Raw genomic sequence first — 17,216 nt, forward strand, 5'->3', positions numbered from 1 at the left:
TTTATAAGTAATTTGCCCTTTTTCTACTTCATGTACCACCATCATTTTAAAGGCCAAGCTATAATCACGTTGTGTACGTTTAACTCGTTGTTCTCGTGCATGTTCCATAAAATAAGTCTCTTAAGGTGTAAACTTATTTCAGGACGGGACAGCAAATTTAACAAAAAAGCCCAAGTTCTACTTGGGCTTTTTTCAACACAAACTCTCATCGGGCTGGGTATCGTAAAGGTCTTGTAACAACAGATCAATTTGTTGCTGACTCATACTCTGCGGTTCAAATGTTGCAAAACCCATCTCACGCATTTTGGTATGTACACTACTCATACGTTGCACATATTTCATGCCCCAAGCTCTAAAATGTGACGCATGAATAGTTTTCACTTCAAAGACTTTGATATCTTTATGTCTAGGGTCTTTCAATAGTTTCGACATTAATAATTGTAAAACCGATTCATCCCCTTCTAAGCACTGGAAATAATGCTGATCTGCATAATAAAGAACGCCTGAAATATTATGTACTGTATTAAAATCACGTGCTTCGCTTAAAATGTCCCGAACATCTTCAAGAAGCTGTAGGTGATCCGAAGTTGAAGTACTTGCATAGCAAATTTGCTGCATAGAACGTCCCAATTTATTGATTTCATTATTTTTAGCATTTACCACATTTATACTAAATAGTCATCCGTCGGCTTTGCCAATTCTTGTAACCCTTTTCTTAAGGTATCTGACCATTGCTTACTAATGCTTGAAAAATACGGATCTTCTTCATCAATCCGCTTACCCACTGGAATATGTAAACTATCTCTTGTATACACCAAAGCATCTAAGGGCAAACCTACAGAAACATTGGAACGCAAGGTCGAATCAAAAGAAATCAAACTACACTTCACCGCTTCATCTAAGGGCATGTCATACCGTAATGCACGATCTAGAATCGGCTTTCCATATTTACTTTCACCAATTTGAAAATACGGCGTATCTTTGGTCGCACAAATAAAATTGCCCTGCGGATAAATATTATAAAGTTGCATTTCTGCCCCTTTAATTTGTCCACCGACCAATAAGCTACAGTAGTAATTACTCTGTTCCTGCGTGTCCGGTGCCATATCCGCCAAGACTTTTTTCAAAGTATGTCCAACCAACTCAGCCGCTTCGAACATGGTATTGACACTATATAAATTCGGTTCTTGGCTTAACTCCAGATGATTTTTTAAATGTCCAATCACCGCTTGGGTCGTTGCTAAGTTTCCTGAGGTTTGAATCGCAATAAAGCGTTCACCCTCCACACCAAAGGTATACAGCTTCCTAAACACGGATATATGGTCTACACCTGCGTTCGTACGTGTATCACTTATAAAAACCAAACCATCTTGAAGACGAAGTGCACAACAATAGGTCATAGAACATCCTTTTTCAGCTAAACCTTAACAACTTAAAACTTGTACCATGGAATGCATCGATTCCACCCCACCTTTTTCACGTACGCCACGAACGGGAGCCACATCCCAATAATCGCGCCCAATAGCTACATAGATATGTGACTGTGGTTTGAACAATTGATTACTGGTATCAAAACAATACCATGCATCATCAATATACACCTCGGCCCACGCGTGACTGGCGAGGTGTGAAGTTTCAGGTACATGCAAATACCCCGATACATAACGTACCGGTAAGCCAAGATGCTTACACATGGCAATAAAAACATGACTATGGTCCTGACATACGCCTTGCTGCCCATTGAATGCATCGATTGCCGAAGTTAGCACTGAGGTTTCGGCAGGTACATAAGGAATATGTGCTAAAACTGCTTCTGATAGTTTCATCAAACTTTCCCGATTCAGCTCAGGCACATACTGATGTGCAAATGCCTTCATTTCGGCATTGCACTGGGTATTGGGCGTCGGCTGTAAAAATAAATTGGGATTCAGTCGATCTTGGATGCCATGTTCTGCCAAGCTATTAATTTCAACAATGCCCTGCGCCATTATGGTCAACTGTTGATATGCTTCACGTTGTGAACTGGTAATCCAAATATTTTGGAAGGCATCCCGTTTTTCTTCTCGCTCTCCTGGCACACTCACATGCCAATGACATACCTTTTGGTGTGAATTATTCGTGGGTGTCATTTTGATATATTGAATACTGTTCAGCGCCAATTCACTGTATTGATAATGCGTTTGATGATTGATCATAAGTTTCATACATCAACCTCAAACAATTGTTGAATATAATCACTAAAATGATAAAAACTCATCGCATCAGGTTGCGATTTGAGCTCTAGCCAAGCCTGTGCCAAATTTAGCCAGCCCATTTCTTTTAACAACATGACGATGTTTTCTATTTTAACTAAAGTATTTTGTGCATCTTGTTTTAGGCGAATTTGACGGTCAAGCTGCTCAATCATTTGCCCCAAACTAAAGAATAAAAAGACATCACTGGCTTCAGACTCAAGTACATCCTGACACTCCCCAACCACATCACAAATGTAGGCTGTATTTTCAGTGGCATTTTTGATAAATTGATTCAGTTCTGCATAGGCCTTTGCAGATAAAATCCCACGCAAATCTTGTACATTACTCTTTGCACTTTGAAATTGCTGGTTAAATGAAGCAGGGTTGTTTGGGTTTAAAATCAGCTCATTCAGTGAGCACGCATCAAAAGCAGGCAAACAAAATGCATGTGCATAATCTATTGCAGGCTGATCTTGGGTAAAAGGAAACTGAGCACACAAATATTGAGTACGTGTTAAATAACGCCCTAACCAAAAAATATTTTCAGCATTGGTGCTTAATAAAATCATAGTTCTACCCTCATATTTGTTTATTTTATGAATGTAAGTTTTCCACGACCCAAGTGTCTTTAATTCCTCCTCCTTGGGATGAGTTGACCACCAACGAACCTTCTTTCATCGCAACCCGTGTTAAACCGCCAGGGACAATTTCGGTACGATAAGGTGAACTGAGTACAAACGGTCTAAGGTCAATATGACGCTCAGAAACACCCGATTCAGTCATAGTTGGACTGACTGAAAGCTCTAAAGTGGGCTGGGCAATATATAAATGCGGTGTCGCCATGAGCTTATCTCTAAATTGCTCAATTTGGCTTTTACAGGCTTGCGGTCCAATCAGCATACCATATCCACCCGAACCTTGCGCCTCTTTGACCACTAACTGCTCAAGGTTCTCCAGTACATAAGCCAAATCTTGCTTGTTACGGCATTGATATGTCGGAACATTTTTTAAGATAGGTTGTTCACCTAAATAGAACTGAATCATTTTATCGACATAAGGATAAATCGATTTATCATCCGCAACCCCTGTGCCTGGTGCATTCGCAATGACCACGTTATGACTCAAATAAGCCGACATCAACCCTGCGACACCTAAAGTGCTATTCGGCATAAAGCACAGCGGGTCAAGGTATGCATCATCCAAACGGCGGTAAATTACATCTACTCGTTGACGGCCACGAATAGTTTTGACATAGACCTTATCATGTTCTACAAACAAATCGCGCGATGTCACCAAAGGCACATCCATTTCACGGGCTAAAAAAGCATGTTCATAATAGGCACTATTAAAACGGCCCGGTGTCAACACCACGATGAAAGGCTGATCGACATAAGCATTTTCAGCCAAGATTTGTTTAAGTAATTGTGGGTATTGTTCTATGCCTAAAATATGGTTCTTCTGCACCAAATCAGGCATAAGTTTTTCACTAATCTTACGACTTTCAAGCATATAAGACACGCCCGACGGCGTTCTTAAATTATCTTCGAGTACATAAAACTCACCCTGCCCATCACGGATAATATCAATTCCACTAATTTGGCTATAAATCTGACCTTTTAAACGGTGCTCATACATATGCGGTTGATAAGCCTCATGCGTCAACACTTGCAGTTCTGGAATAATTTTCGCTTTGAGAATGTCTAGTTGATGGTAAATATCATGTAAAAATAGATTTAAAGCCCGCACACGTTGTGCAGAGCCAAGGGAAATTTTATTCCATTGTTGTTTAGCGATCACACGTGGAATTAAATCATAAGGAATGGTGCGCTCAAGGCCCTCAGATTCACCATATACAGTAAACGTAATACCTTGATATAAAAAATGCTGTTTGGCAATTTGGTTTAGTTCTTCGAGTTCTTCTACGCTATGCTGTGACAACCAGTGCTCAATACGCGCACAAGCCTCACCAGACATCGCTTGGTCATCTGTCATTTCATTAAAGAAATTCGAGGTCATTTGATGAAACAATCCAACAGACTGGCTCGATAGACGATCATGAGAGTGAATCGGATTTAATATAGGAGAGCTATGCTTATATCCGTCCAACATCGTATTTACATTTGTATCTTTATCTTCTTTAAACATACAAACCTCTCAATTGTTATCGATATGTAACCCATACCAAGCAATATCTATGCCATGGATTTCTAAAGATGCTTTGTTTATTAATCGATAAAAAACACATTGCTTCAATGCTATTTCGCATTAAGTTGTGTCAAAAAATATAACTGAAAAATTTCAAGCAAAGCTTGCTTAAACGAATGAGTTTTCTTATTGTGTTCACATTCAATTAAGTAATTTCGACTCCTATATTTATTAAACTATGTCTATACAAGAAAAAGAAACGTCCAATAGTCTTTATCGCCAATGGCAAATTTTGTCTCGCCTTTCCACTGGAAAATGGATGGGCACTCGAGAGCTGCAAGAGATTTTACAACGTGAAGGCATCGATATTACTTTGCGAACTATTCAACGTGATTTAAACCAAATCTCTCAACGCTTCCCGATTGAAAACAATGGGGCTGTGCCTCAAGGTTGGCGTTGGCGTTCTGATGCTCCGATTCAAAGCTTACCGCACATGACCAGCTCTCAAGCGGTGACGTTTATGATGGTTGAAGAACACCTTAAACACCTCCTTCCTCCAAGTTTAATTGAAGAAATGAATCCATGGTTTGACTTAGCACGTCGTAGCCTCTCTACCCAAAACAATGTGCGTCAATGGATTAACCGCGTACGCATTGTACCTGCCACACAACCGCTGATTCCCCCGATTGTGGAGAAAACAGCACAGCAAGCCATTTATGAAGGACTACTCCAAGACAAACAACTAGAATGCGTTTATCAAGGTTTAAACCAAGCAGCTGAAGCAAAAACCTATACCCTCAACCCTCTAGCATTGGTTCAAAAAGGTGCAATTATTTATCTGATTTGTACCCGTCACGACAAAACTGATATTCAAACCTTTGCACTGCACCGTTTCAAATCAGCGACGGTTTTAAACACTCGTGCCTTGCACCCAGTCAATTTTGATATCGATGAATACATCGAATCGGGTGCATTAGGTTTCCGTGTAGACTTTTCAAAACCTACAGAAACTGTTGCACTTACCCTGACTATGACTGAAATAGATGCACTGTATTTAGAAGAAACCAAACTCAGTACCAATCAGGTTTTAGAACCGCTTGGAAATGGGCAAATCTTGGTTCATGCGACCGTCCCTTTTACCAATCAACTGGTGTGGTGGTTACGTAGTTTTGGGCATAAAATTAGTCACATTGAACCCAAAGAAGTTCGTGATGCAGTTAATCAGACCATCTCCGACTAAAATAAAAAAAGCCCCAAGTATTCGGGGCTTTACAGTCTTTTTGGTATTAGATATTTGAATTGCTTGGGTTTGTCGTTTTCATTGCTCATCGTGGTTTAATGCCTCCCCTAAACCAAGATAAGTGCGTTGTTTTTGGTGATTGATAAAAACTAGCATTCGCATGCAAGCTCTCCACTGTTAAAACGGATCGATTTCATCGTCATGGTGTTGACCTCATGTTAAGAACGTAAAATCAATTTAAAAGACGGCGATACTTTTTTGAAATAACATGATTGGCTATTTTTATCTGTTTTTATCTTAAACAACTCCTTTGCTTTGTTTATCTGCCAAAACAAAAAGCCAGCCTTATGGTGAGCTAGCAACAGGGTTGTGAGACCTCATTAGGTAAAACTAAGTGTAATCTGCTAGTCTAGAGCCTTTGTAAAGCTTGTTCGGTACCATGACCTCGTGCATAGCATCCCGCCAACTGATATAGCGCAATGCTATCCATTTTGGACGCGGCTTCTCGATACCAGTTAAAACTTCCTTCCAGACTTTTTTGTAAAATTCCACCAATCAATAATTACTGCGCTAATTGACACATCGCAGGGGAATAACCTGACTGAGCGGATTGACATAGTAAATCAATATAGAGCTGAAACTCACGCTCTTGGTAGGCTTGATTTGCCAAATAATATTGATAAATACCGCGATATTGCTCGGCTTTACCTCGAATGAGTTGAAGGATTAATGCTCCATGACCTGTTTCATGCTCAGAAAAATACTCAATACGTTCAATCAATCCCAAACTCTTAGACACTTGCTCAATGGGTAGAAACCATCGTGTAATGGTATAGAGTCCCGGAACATCTCCCATTTTTACAATGTCAGAAGATAGCTCAGGATCTTCGGGTGGAACCAAAGCTCTCAGCATCTGCATAGGAGATTCAGCTTGTGGTGGCATTAAATTTACCCCAACCAGTTCTCCATCATTGGTTTTAACAACCTCCCAAACTTTCATAATGGCTTGATCAAATTGATAAAACTCACCACTTTGATTGAGCCAGATAACCACATCACCCGCGCGAATCTCTTCTCCACTTTTATAATGTAATGACATAATCCACCTTATTTTTTATTGTATATTTCCCCTGCACAGATTTCACCCCAAAAAAAACCCGCCTAAGCGGGTTTTTTATTTCAACTTAAAGTCTTAAGCAGATTTTTTCGCTTGTGCATTTTTACGGATCGTAATCATGATCAATTGCACTGCTGCAGGTGTTACCCCCGGAATACGATTTGCTTGAGCTAATGTCTCAGGAAGTACATCTTTCAATTTTAAAGTAATTTCACGAGATAAACCTGAAACCACATCATAATTAAAATCGGCTGGAATTTTGGTTTCTTCCAAACGCTTCATTTGCGCGACGTCTTCATGCTGCCGGTTAATATAACCTGCATATTTCACCGCGATTTCAATTTGATCGCCCACTTGTGCAGAGACTTCAGAACCTGTGAGCTCAGCAATTTGAGCAAATGAAATATTCGGACGTTTTAACAAATCAATCGCAGAACACTCTTTCGATAAATCTGCACCCGTCATCTCAACAAATTTTTTGCCCATTGAATTGTTTGGTGCCGCCCAAAGGTGTTGTAAGCGACCTGTTTCCAGTTCAACCGCTTCCATTTTTTCACAGTAAGCTGCCCAACGCTCATCATCCACCAAGCCCATTTCGCGACCCACTGGCGTTAAACGTTGATCCGCATTGTCTTCACGTAGCATCAAACGATATTCGGCACGTGAAGTAAACATACGGTACGGTTCTTTCGTGCCTAGCGTGATCAAATCATCCACCAATACGCCCATATAGGCTTCATCACGTTTTGGTGTCCATTGCTCTTGATCCCACGCACGACGCGCAGCGTTTAAGCCGGCAAGCAAGCCTTGCGCACCCGCCTCTTCATAACCTGTCGTACCATTGATTTGACCGGCAAAGTACAAGTTATTAATAGCTTTGGTTTCTAAAGTAAACTTCAACGCTTGCGGGTTGAAATAATCGTACTCGATGGCATAGCCCGGACGTAAAATGTGCGCATTTTCCATCCCGCGAATTGAACGAACCAGCTCAAACTGCACATCAAACGGAAGTGAAGTTGAAATACCATTTGGATAAAGCTCATGTGTATCTAGACCTTCAGGCTCTAAGAACACTTGATGTGAGTCTTTATCGGCAAAGCGGTGAATTTTGTCTTCAATGGATGGGCAATAACGTGGGCCCACACCTTCAATAACACCAGTGTACATCGGAGAACGATCTAAACCACCACGGATGATGTCATGGGTTTTTTCATTGGTATGTGTAATATAACAATTCACTTGTTCAGGGTGCATAGACACATCACCCATGAATGACATGGTCGGTGATGGGAAGTCACCCGGCTGTGGAATCATCACAGAAAAATCAACTGAACGCGCATCAATACGTGGTGGCGTACCTGTCTTTAAACGACCCACTGGCAAATTCAATTCACGTAAACGGTGTGCCAGTGAAATTGAAGGTGGATCACCTGCACGGCCGCCGCTTGATTTTTCAAGACCCACGTGGATTACACCACCTAAGAATGTTCCTGCGGTGAGTACAACTGTTTTCGCATCAAAGCGAATACCCGTTTGAGTTACAACACCTTTTACGGTATCACCCTCAACAATCAGGTCGTCTGCGGCTTGTTGGAAAATATCGAGATTTGCTTGGTTTTCTAAAGTGTCACGAATCGCAGCTTTATAGCGAATACGGTCTGCCTGTGCACGAGTTGCACGAACGGCTGCACCTTTACGTGAGTTTAGGATACGGAATTGAATACCCCCTTTATCGGCAGCCAATGCCATTGCACCGCCCAAGGCATCAATTTCACGCACCAAATGCGATTTACCAATACCACCAATTGCTGGATTACAGCTCATCTGCCCTAAAGTCTCAATATTATGAGTTAAGAGTAAAGTCTGTCGCCCCATACGTGCCGCAGCCAATGCTGCTTCTGTACCTGCGTGACCGCCGCCGATAACAATGACATCGTAAACTTTAGGATAATGCATAGTGGTAAAGGAGATTAAAAAATGATAACGAAAGATTATAGCAAATTTTCGATTGTAAGTTGACAGATTCCGTGGAATTTATTGTATATGCAGCGCCATGCTTACTGCACCAGCGCTAGGTTTATGTAATTTTACTTGCAGAGCAGTAGCAAAAACTCAACAAAGGATGCGTTTTGTTACCTGAAAAGCCTTGTATTAATTTGATCATTTTTTATCCTATAATTTGATCATACGACAACCAAAGGTAAGCATTATGAATAAGAAGATCCTTTTTTCATCCATTCTCTGCGGTTTATTTTTTTCGCCTTTTGTATCAGCCAACGACAAAGTTGAAAAGGTCTATGAGAATCAACGTTATCAACAAGTCTGTAAAGGCAAATCACAAGGAACAGCGGTTAGTTTTGCCTATCGAGGCATTATTTGGAATGGTACCTGTGAACCTCAATTTTTCCCAAACTCAAAAAATGCCAATATTCATGGTGATGAAGCTGAGTTAGCCAGCATTTGTCAAGGTGACTCTAATGCGACATCAATCAATATCGAAGGTAAAGAAATTAAAGGCAAATGTGCCCTTGGTTTTGTAGCACCTAAACCAAGAATGTAATCAAAACGGCTTAAAGTTCATGCTGTATTGAGGGTAAAAAATAGTCCATTTTTTACCCTTTTTTCTACCTTGTAAATTATTGAATTCTGTATAAACTCAAAAACACAAAAGATAAAAACGAATAAAAAAAGGTATTCCATGGATTCGGAATTGTTTACAGTTTTTTTGCCTTTGACTTTGGCCTTGATGATGATGGGGCTTGGTTTACACCTACGCCCAGCTGATTTTTATCGCCTCGCACTAAACCCCAAAGTCATTTTCATCGCGTTATTTTCACAGTTAGTTCTACTGGTGGGGATTGCGTTCCTCATTTGCCAGTTTTTAAATTTAGCGCCTAGTTTCGCGATTGGTTTGATGCTCGTTGCAGCCTCACCTGGTGGGCCAACGTCAAACCTATTGACTTATTTATTTAGAGGTGATGTTGCGCTCAACATTACTCTTACAGCCACGAACTCCATCATTTCAACAATCACCCTTCCTTTTATTATTAATTTTTCAATGATGTACTTTCTACAAACATCACAACCTGTTGACATGCCCGCCATGAAAATGATGAAGGTATTTTTCATCACTTTACTTCCTGTCAGTATGGGCATGTTTGTACGTTATTACTTTCCAAAACTTGCCGACAGATTAAACCGCCCAATGCGTATTTTGTCTGCAAGCTGTCTTCTTTTTATCTTTTTTCTTGCACTGTACTTAGAGCGACATAATTTTGTCGAATATGTGTTTGAGATTGGGCCAGCCGTAGCCTTATTCTGCTTCTGTAGTATGTTTATTGGTTTTTTTGTGCCACATCTGGCCAATATTCCAGAAAAACAAGCGTTGACCTGCTCCTTTGAGATCACCATTCACAACACCGCGCTTGCCATTACGGTTGCCCTGTCCGTCTTAGGCAACACCACCATGGCCATTCCTGCCGGTATTTATTCTATTTTCATGTTTGTATTTTCTGCGTTATTGGGCGTATTAATCTCGCGAAGAAATGACAGTTTATTTTTGAAGAAAGATACCGCAACTGAATAATTTCACGGTCATGATTTATATAATTTTAAGGAGAATATGCGCATATGGATTCAGGAATGATAACTATTATGTTACCCCTAGCTCTTGCCATCATCATGATTGGCTTGGGCTTAGAGTTAACCCCGAAGGATTTTGCACGTGTCAGTAAACATCCCAAAGCAGTATTGGTTGCTTTATTTTGTCAGTTGGTACTTCTTGTTGGGATTGCCTTTGTAATTTGCAAAGTGCTCAACTTACCACCACTGCTTGCAGTCGGCTTAATGCTCTTAGCAGCTTCTCCAGGTGGCAGCACTGCAAACTTATTTAGCTATTTGTTTAAAGGTGATATTGCGCTCAATATTACGTTAACCGCAATTAACTCTGTTATTGCAGCGTTTACCTTGCCGCTAATTGTCAACTTTGCCATTCAGTACTTTATGCAGGATGGACAACATGTCAGTATGCAATTTAGTAAAATCTTACAGGTTTTCTCAATTATTCTTATCCCCGTCTGCATTGGTATGTTGATTCGTCACTATGCCCCCTCTTTTACCAAGAATTTGAATAAGCCATTACGTATTTTTTCTGTTGTGTTTTTGGTCTTAATCATTGTTGGAGCAATAGCCAAAGAACGCGCACATATTCTGGAGTATCTGACTCAGGTCGGTTTAGCCACAGTCATTTTCTGTATTTGTAGTTTAATGATTGGTTATTTTGTACCGCGACTACTGGGGATTAACAGTGCTCAAGCACGGGCTTGTGCCTTTGAAATTGGCATTCATAACAGTACTCTTGCCATGACTATTGCACTCACCGTGATGGCCAGTACGACCATTGCCATGCCCGCAGCTGTATATTCTATTTTTATGTATATCTTTGCTGCCATCTTTGGGACATTACTCAACCGTTATGCCCCATCGGTTCAAACCAGTACAGAACAAGCCTAGGACAGATGTAGGTCTAAGGATGCTTCGGCATCCTTTTTTATTTCGAGGAATGCTGTCGATCTGCCCCCTGTTCCGCTACAATATTTATTTATACATAAATATTAGGTTATTCCTGTGAAGTGGCTACAAATTCATATTACGGTTGATCAAGCGCAAGTCGATTTTACTGAAACCCTTTTAGAATCTTTGGGTGCAGTCAGTGTCACATTAGATGATGCAGAAAACCAAGACTTACTTGAACCACTTCCAGGTGAAACGCCACTTTGGAATAAAGTCATTGTGACGGGTATCTATGCGCAAGAAGACGACGAAGAAATTGATGTCAATGCATTAGAAACGTTTATTCGCACTCAAATGCCTGATGCACCGATGCGTAGCGAATTTCTTGAAGACCAAGAATGGGAACGCACATGGATGGATGCCTACGAACCGATTCAAATTGCAGACAAATACTGGATCGTTCCTGAATGGATGGAAGCACCAGAACCAGATGCAGTCAACATTAAACTTGATCCAGGCTTAGCATTTGGTACGGGGAACCATGCATCTACTTTTCTTTGCCTGCAGTGGTTAGGTAAAACTGATGTTAAAGATAAAATCGTGATCGACTATGGTTGCGGTTCAGGTATTTTAGGTGTTGCTGCTCTACTCCTTGGTGCAAAAAAAGTCTATGCCACAGATATTGATCCACAAGCAATTTTAGCTACTGAACAAAATGCGGCACTCAATGGCGTGGCTGAGAACCTTTATGTCGGCTTACCAGACGAGTTCAATTTAGAGCTGGCTGACCAAAAAGCAGATGTCTTTGTTGCAAATATTTTGGCAGGCCCGCTTATGATGTTAGCGCCGGAATTCGCAACTTTGGTTAAATCTGAGGGAGAGTTCGCACTTGCAGGTGTAATTGAAGAGCAAGTTTCTGATGTTTCTAGTGTTTATTCTGAGTTTTTTGATATATTAGAGGTCGAGAAACGTGATGAAAACTGGTGTCGAATCTCGGGTAAACGCCACACCCTTTAAATGAACTCTAAATACACTATGAGCGACAAACAAACCTCTTGCCCTAAATGCCTAACCATCTACAAAGTAAGTGTTGCGCAACTCACTGTTGCGCAAGGTATGGTTTGTTGCCCAAAGTGTTCGATGACCTTTAATGCGCTCTCGCATTTAACCACGGGTAATACTTTTGACACAGGTGAGGAAAGATCGTCGAATCAGAATGACATGAGCATGTCTTCAAATTCAGCATTTTCCTCTCCTCGTGTAGACAGCATTCATTTTGATTTATCGCAATCTGCTGCGCTTTCAATGTCGACATCAAATTTGCTTGATATTTTCAATCTGAAAGTTGAGCACTCCAACATTGACCTCAAAACCTATTTAAACAATTTAAACTATTTTAGTACCGACCCGATTGGTAATTATCCTGCCATGAATTTGGCTGACAACAATCCAGAGAAACCGCAAAAAAGCCCAATGTACTATATGCTTTGGGGTGTGATTAACTTCAGCTTATTGGCTTTATTGTGTTTCCAATACCTATGGTTTAACCCACATATCCTCAATAACAGCCCCGCATTAGGTGCAACCTATAATAAAATTTGTCTTGTACTAAACTGTAGCAGCCTACAAGAACGTTATAGTCTGATCAGCATTAATAAATTAAAAGTAAAACGTGTAGACGCACAGAAAACTCAATTTTCAGGTGAACTGATCAATTATCATGACACCAGTCTTCCGCTACCAGATCTTAAAGTCATTTTAAAAGTGGATGGTGAAGTCGATTCAACTTATCAACTACATGCAAATGAATATTTGATTGATAGTCTGGTTGGAATCAAACGAATTCCTAAAAATAGTCCGTTCAAATTCAAATTTAGCCTGCCAGTTAGCCGTAAAAGCTTCAATCATTACAGTTTAGAAATAGTCCAGCCCTAAAATTTAAAAAAAATGTAAAAAAAGTGAAAAAAAATGCAGTTTTCTTGCTCACTTTTTCTTAGACAATGGTATGATACGCGCCACAAAAGCTTAGTGCTGCAATCTCCTCAGTCTTTTAATACAAATAGAACATCAGCAAAAATGCGCGTTATCAAAATATCGCGTATTGAGCAGATTTTTTTGTTTAAAAAAGGTCGGTAACAAATATTTAACTATTGTTACGCTTATATTTCGACCAACTTAGCGATATTGTGGCATGCTAAATGTACAGTTTTAGAACTAGTCGTTTTAGGATCTAAAACGAAGTTCATTTTAATTTTAGACCACTTTATATATGTCACTTTACCCAAGTGATATTTAGATTTTTCGGATTACTTCGCATGAATAGCAAATCTCCTATTTTTACTGCACAGTCTGATGTCGCTCTTCGTATTCACGTAGATCGCGCAGTTCGCCACTATTTTGCACAACTGCAAGGCGAGCAACCATCTCAGGTCTACGACATGGTGCTGGCAGAAATGGAGAAACCTCTTCTATCTGTAGTTTTAGAATATACCCGCGGTAACCAAACACGTGCTGCGGAGATTCTAGGACTTAACCGTGGAACTTTACGTAAAAAGTTAAAAGCTCACGGTTTAATGAGTGAATAAATGATAAAATGCTTGCGGCTTCCGCGGGCATTTTTTTTTACCTGCTATTTTTGGCTTTTTGTTTTAATTCTTGATAACTGTGACGAAGATCATGACCATTAAACGCGCTTTAATCTCTGTTTCCGATAAAACTGGCATTGTTGAGTTCGCTCACAACCTTGTTGCTCTAGGGGTAGAAATTTTATCTACTGGCGGTACATATAAGTTGTTAAAAGACAACAATATCGCTGTAGTCGAAGTTTCAGAGCATACGGGTTTCCCAGAAATGATGGATGGTCGTGTAAAAACGCTACACCCGAAAATTCATGGTGGTATCTTAGCTCGTCGCGGTCTAGACGAAGGTGTGATGGCTGAACACAATATTGATGCGATCGATCTTGTGGTAGTGAACCTTTATCCATTTGCTGCAACTGTCGCTAAACCGAACTGCTCACTTGCAGATGCGATTGAAAATATCGACATCGGCGGTCCAACTATGGTGCGTGCTGCTGCGAAAAACCATGCTTCTGTCGGTATTGTGGTGAATGCTACAGACTATGACACTGTTGTTGCTGAGCTAAAAGCAAATGGTGCTTTGTCTTACGAAACTCGTTTTGACTTAGCCGTTAAAGCATTTGAACATACAGCACAGTATGATGGCATGATTGCGTCTTACCTAGGCGCTCGCGTAGGCAAGGAAGAAGGTCAAGCTGATAATTTTGCACGTACCATCAATACACAATTAAATAAAGCTCAAGACTTACGTTATGGTGAAAACCCACATCAGTCAGCAGCATTCTATGTAGAAAGCACAGCAACTGAAGCATCTGTTTCAACAGCGAAACAACTTCAAGGTAAAGAACTTTCTTATAACAACATTGCAGATACAGATGCCGCACTTGAATGTGTCAAATCATTTGCAAAACCGGCTTGTGTCATCGTTAAACACGCAAACCCATGTGGCGTTGCGGTATCTTTAGATGGTATTCATGCGGCATATGACTTGGCTTATGCAACAGATCCTGAATCAGCTTTCGGCGGCATCATTGCATTCAACCGTGAATTAGATGTTGCAACTGCACAAGCAATTGTTGACCGTCAGTTTGTTGAAGTGATTATTGCGCCAAGCATTGCTGAAGGCGTACTTGAAGTCACTGGTGCGAAGAAAAATGTTCGTGTTCTCGTTTGTGGTGAATTACCAGCACTTGATGAGCGTGCGCCACAATTGGACTATAAACGCGTAAATGGCGGTTTATTGGTTCAAGACCAAGACTTAGGCATGATCACTAAAGATGACTTAAAAGTTGTGACGAAACGCGCGCCAACGGATGCTGAAATTGATGACCTAATTTTTGCATGGAAAGTTGCAAAATACGTAAAATCAAATGCCATTGTTTATGCTAAAGGTCGTCAAACCATTGGTGTAGGCGCAGGTCAAATGAGCCGTGTTAACTCAGCGCGTATTGCTGCGATTAAAGCGGAGCACGCAGGCTTAGTGGTTGAAGGTGCTGTCATGGCATCTGATGCATTCTTCCCATTCCGCGATGGTATTGATAATGCAGCGAAAGCAGGCATTAAATGTATTATCCAACCGGGTGGTTCAATGCGTGATGAAGAAACCATTGCTGCTGCAGATGAAGCAGGTATTGCAATGGTGTTCACTGGCATGCGCCACTTCCGTCACTAAGTGATAGATGCAGACCGTAATGACAAAGTCATACATGTGGTTTAAAACAGATTTCTAAATCTTACATAGAGTCCTCTCCTTCTTAGGCTGAGGACTTTATGTCATTTCGATTCATGGAGTATGAACCGATGAACATTTTAGTTTTGGGTAATGGCGGTCGTGAACATGCATTGGCATGGAAAATCGCGCAAGATGAAAAAGTTGCAAAAGTTTTTGTTGCACCAGGTAATGCAGGAACTGCAACAGAAAACAAATGTGAAAATGTTGCACTCAATATTTTAGACAATGCTGCAATTATCGACTTTGCAAAAAACAATGCAGTAGATTTGATTATTGTGGGTCCAGAAGCACCGCTTGTAAATGGTGTAGTGGATGCTTGCCGCGCGGCAGAGCTTCAAATTTGGGGCCCAACTCAATTTGCTGCCCAGCTAGAAGGGTCAAAAGCCTTTGCTAAGCACTTCTTAAAACGCCACAACATTCCTACCGCGTTCTACGATGTATTTACTGAAGTCGATGCAGCGAAAGCATTTGTTGAAAAAAATGGCGCGCCAATCGTGATCAAGGCAGATGGTCTTGCTGCGGGTAAAGGCGTTATCGTTGCAATGACTAACGATGAAGCTTTTGATGCGATTGATGACATGCTTGCAGGCAACAAATTTGGTGACGCAGGTTCACGAGTTGTTATTGAAGAATTTCTTGCGGGTGAAGAAGCTTCTTTCATTTGTATGATCGATGGAAATAACATCCTGCCAATGGCAACTTCACAAGATCATAAGCGTATTTTTGAAGGTGACCAAGGTCCAAATACTGGTGGTATGGGTGCTTACTCTCCTGCTCCTGTGGTGACTGCAGACGTATTTGAAAAAACCATGAATGAAGTGATGCGTCCTACAGTTGAAGGTATGAAAAAAGACGGTCACGTTTATACAGGTTTCTTATATGCAGGTTTGATGATTGATGACAAAGGTCAACCCAAAGTGATCGAGTTCAACTGTCGTTTTGGTGACCCTGAAACTCAGCCGATTATGATGCGTTTAAAATCTTCTTTGGTAGATCTGGTTGAAGCTGGTATTGCAGGTAATCTTCCAGCAGAAGCTGAATGGGATGAACGCAAATCAATTGGTATTGTCCTAGCAGCAGAAGGTTACCCAGAAACCGTTCGTCAAGGTGACGTCATCTCTGGTCTTGGTCAATCTCCTGAAAACACAAAAATCTTCCATGCGGGCACTACAATGAGTGCCGACGGTCGCATCTTGACTGCAGGTGGTCGTGTTTTATGTGTGACAGCTCTTGGTGATACCGTACTTGAAGCGCAAGTCAATGCTTTAGAGGTTTGTGGTCAAGTCACATTTACGGGTATGCAATACCGTACAGATATTGGTTATCGTGCGATTGCGCGTGAAAATGCTTAAAAACATTCATACCGTAAAAACCCGCTAAATGCGGGTTTTTTTATTGCAAACCGCTGCGAATTTTTTTAAATATATCCGTATGAATATAAATCAAGTTCTAAATATGTAGCTATATTCATCCTGTATTATGAGACATACTTTTTGCACTTTATACTCGTTATATCTATTTTTTGTATTTAGTTTAGATAAAATCTTATAAAGAACAAAATTTATGCAAATTATTATTTTTAAATAGATTAATTAAAAATAATATATTGTTTTCATTATAAAATTATAAACAAAATTCAAATTACTAATCTTTAAAT

At 40.5% G+C, this 17,216-nt stretch carries 16 protein-coding genes; 9 read left to right on the forward strand and 7 right to left on the reverse strand.

Going from position 1 to position 17,216, the window contains the following annotated elements:
- Window positions 1-192 precede the first annotated feature (192 nt).
- The 5 genes from ACG9ZB_RS05940 to ACG9ZB_RS05960 are packed head-to-tail and all read right to left on the reverse strand — an operon-like array spanning window position 193 to window position 4,379.
- Window positions 193-618 (reverse strand): BLUF domain-containing protein, encoded by a 426-nt coding sequence (locus ACG9ZB_RS05940; RefSeq protein ID WP_419324806.1) that lies wholly within the window; start codon window positions 616-618, stop codon window positions 193-195.
- Between the two features lie 47 nt (window positions 619-665).
- Complete coding sequence (locus tag ACG9ZB_RS05945; protein ID WP_004696423.1) at window positions 666-1,400, reverse strand: proteasome-type protease; 735 nt, start codon at window positions 1,398-1,400, stop codon at window positions 666-668.
- A gap of 24 nt (window positions 1,401-1,424) precedes the next feature.
- Window positions 1,425-2,204, reverse strand: a complete 780-nt coding sequence (locus ACG9ZB_RS05950) for a transglutaminase family protein (RefSeq protein ID WP_419324809.1) — start codon at window positions 2,202-2,204, stop codon at window positions 1,425-1,427.
- On the reverse strand, window positions 2,201-2,803 hold the full coding sequence (locus tag ACG9ZB_RS05955; RefSeq protein ID WP_419324811.1) for an alpha-E domain-containing protein: 603 nt from the start codon (window positions 2,801-2,803) through the stop codon (window positions 2,201-2,203). The genes ACG9ZB_RS05950 and ACG9ZB_RS05955 overlap by 4 nt, the downstream gene beginning before the upstream one ends.
- 25 nt (window positions 2,804-2,828) lie before the next feature.
- A complete protein-coding gene (locus tag ACG9ZB_RS05960; RefSeq protein WP_419324813.1) occupies window positions 2,829-4,379 on the reverse strand; it encodes a circularly permuted type 2 ATP-grasp protein in 1,551 nt (516 codons plus the stop codon).
- Between the two features lie 238 nt (window positions 4,380-4,617).
- Here ACG9ZB_RS05960 and ACG9ZB_RS05965 point away from each other — a divergent pair, with 238 nt between their 5' ends.
- Window positions 4,618-5,619 (forward strand): helix-turn-helix transcriptional regulator, encoded by a 1,002-nt coding sequence (locus ACG9ZB_RS05965; RefSeq protein WP_419324815.1) that lies wholly within the window; start codon window positions 4,618-4,620, stop codon window positions 5,617-5,619.
- A gap of 562 nt (window positions 5,620-6,181) precedes the next feature.
- Here the strand turns inward: ACG9ZB_RS05965 and ACG9ZB_RS05970 are convergent.
- The gene (locus ACG9ZB_RS05970; protein ID WP_419324817.1) at window positions 6,182-6,718 is read right to left on the reverse strand and encodes a hypothetical protein; all 537 of its coding nucleotides are present in this window, start codon (window positions 6,716-6,718) and stop codon (window positions 6,182-6,184) included.
- Between the two features lie 93 nt (window positions 6,719-6,811).
- Complete coding sequence (gene mnmG / locus ACG9ZB_RS05975; RefSeq protein WP_419324819.1) at window positions 6,812-8,692, reverse strand: tRNA uridine-5-carboxymethylaminomethyl(34) synthesis enzyme MnmG; 1,881 nt, start codon at window positions 8,690-8,692, stop codon at window positions 6,812-6,814.
- A gap of 253 nt (window positions 8,693-8,945) precedes the next feature.
- Between mnmG and ACG9ZB_RS05980 the strand changes: the two genes are divergently transcribed.
- The 8 genes from ACG9ZB_RS05980 to purD all read left to right on the forward strand — a co-directional run bounded on the left by ACG9ZB_RS05980 (window position 8,946) and on the right by purD (window position 16,911).
- A complete protein-coding gene (locus ACG9ZB_RS05980) occupies window positions 8,946-9,296 on the forward strand; it encodes a hypothetical protein (protein ID WP_419324821.1) in 351 nt (116 codons plus the stop codon).
- A 138-nt stretch (window positions 9,297-9,434) separates the two neighbouring features.
- Window positions 9,435-10,322 carry a bile acid:sodium symporter family protein gene (locus ACG9ZB_RS05985; protein ID WP_419324822.1) on the forward strand — a complete coding sequence of 296 codons (888 nt, stop codon included), beginning with the start codon at window positions 9,435-9,437 and terminating at the stop codon, window positions 10,320-10,322.
- 44 nt (window positions 10,323-10,366) lie between these two features.
- Window positions 10,367-11,248: a bile acid:sodium symporter family protein gene (locus ACG9ZB_RS05990; protein ID WP_419324824.1), complete on the forward strand. Its 882-nt coding sequence runs from the start codon at window positions 10,367-10,369 to the stop codon at window positions 11,246-11,248.
- A gap of 114 nt (window positions 11,249-11,362) precedes the next feature.
- Window positions 11,363-12,265 carry a 50S ribosomal protein L11 methyltransferase gene (gene prmA, locus ACG9ZB_RS05995; protein ID WP_004696394.1) on the forward strand — a complete coding sequence of 301 codons (903 nt, stop codon included), beginning with the start codon at window positions 11,363-11,365 and terminating at the stop codon, window positions 12,263-12,265.
- Between the two features lie 18 nt (window positions 12,266-12,283).
- A complete protein-coding gene (locus ACG9ZB_RS06000; RefSeq protein ID WP_419324826.1) occupies window positions 12,284-13,183 on the forward strand; it encodes a DUF3426 domain-containing protein in 900 nt (299 codons plus the stop codon).
- A 380-nt stretch (window positions 13,184-13,563) separates the two neighbouring features.
- Window positions 13,564-13,833 (forward strand): DNA-binding transcriptional regulator Fis, encoded by a 270-nt coding sequence (fis, locus tag ACG9ZB_RS06005; protein ID WP_001086304.1) that lies wholly within the window; start codon window positions 13,564-13,566, stop codon window positions 13,831-13,833.
- 91 nt (window positions 13,834-13,924) lie between these two features.
- Window positions 13,925-15,499 (forward strand): bifunctional phosphoribosylaminoimidazolecarboxamide formyltransferase/IMP cyclohydrolase, encoded by a 1,575-nt coding sequence (gene purH, locus ACG9ZB_RS06010; RefSeq protein ID WP_419324828.1) that lies wholly within the window; start codon window positions 13,925-13,927, stop codon window positions 15,497-15,499.
- A 128-nt stretch (window positions 15,500-15,627) separates the two neighbouring features.
- Entirely contained in the window at window positions 15,628-16,911 is a 1,284-nt protein-coding gene (purD, locus tag ACG9ZB_RS06015) for a phosphoribosylamine--glycine ligase (protein ID WP_419324830.1), read from the forward strand.
- The last annotated feature ends 305 nt before the right edge of the window (window positions 16,912-17,216 follow it).

This window comes from Acinetobacter johnsonii (genome assembly GCF_048551975.1).
Classification (GTDB): Bacteria; Pseudomonadota; Gammaproteobacteria; order Pseudomonadales; family Moraxellaceae; genus Acinetobacter; species Acinetobacter johnsonii_A.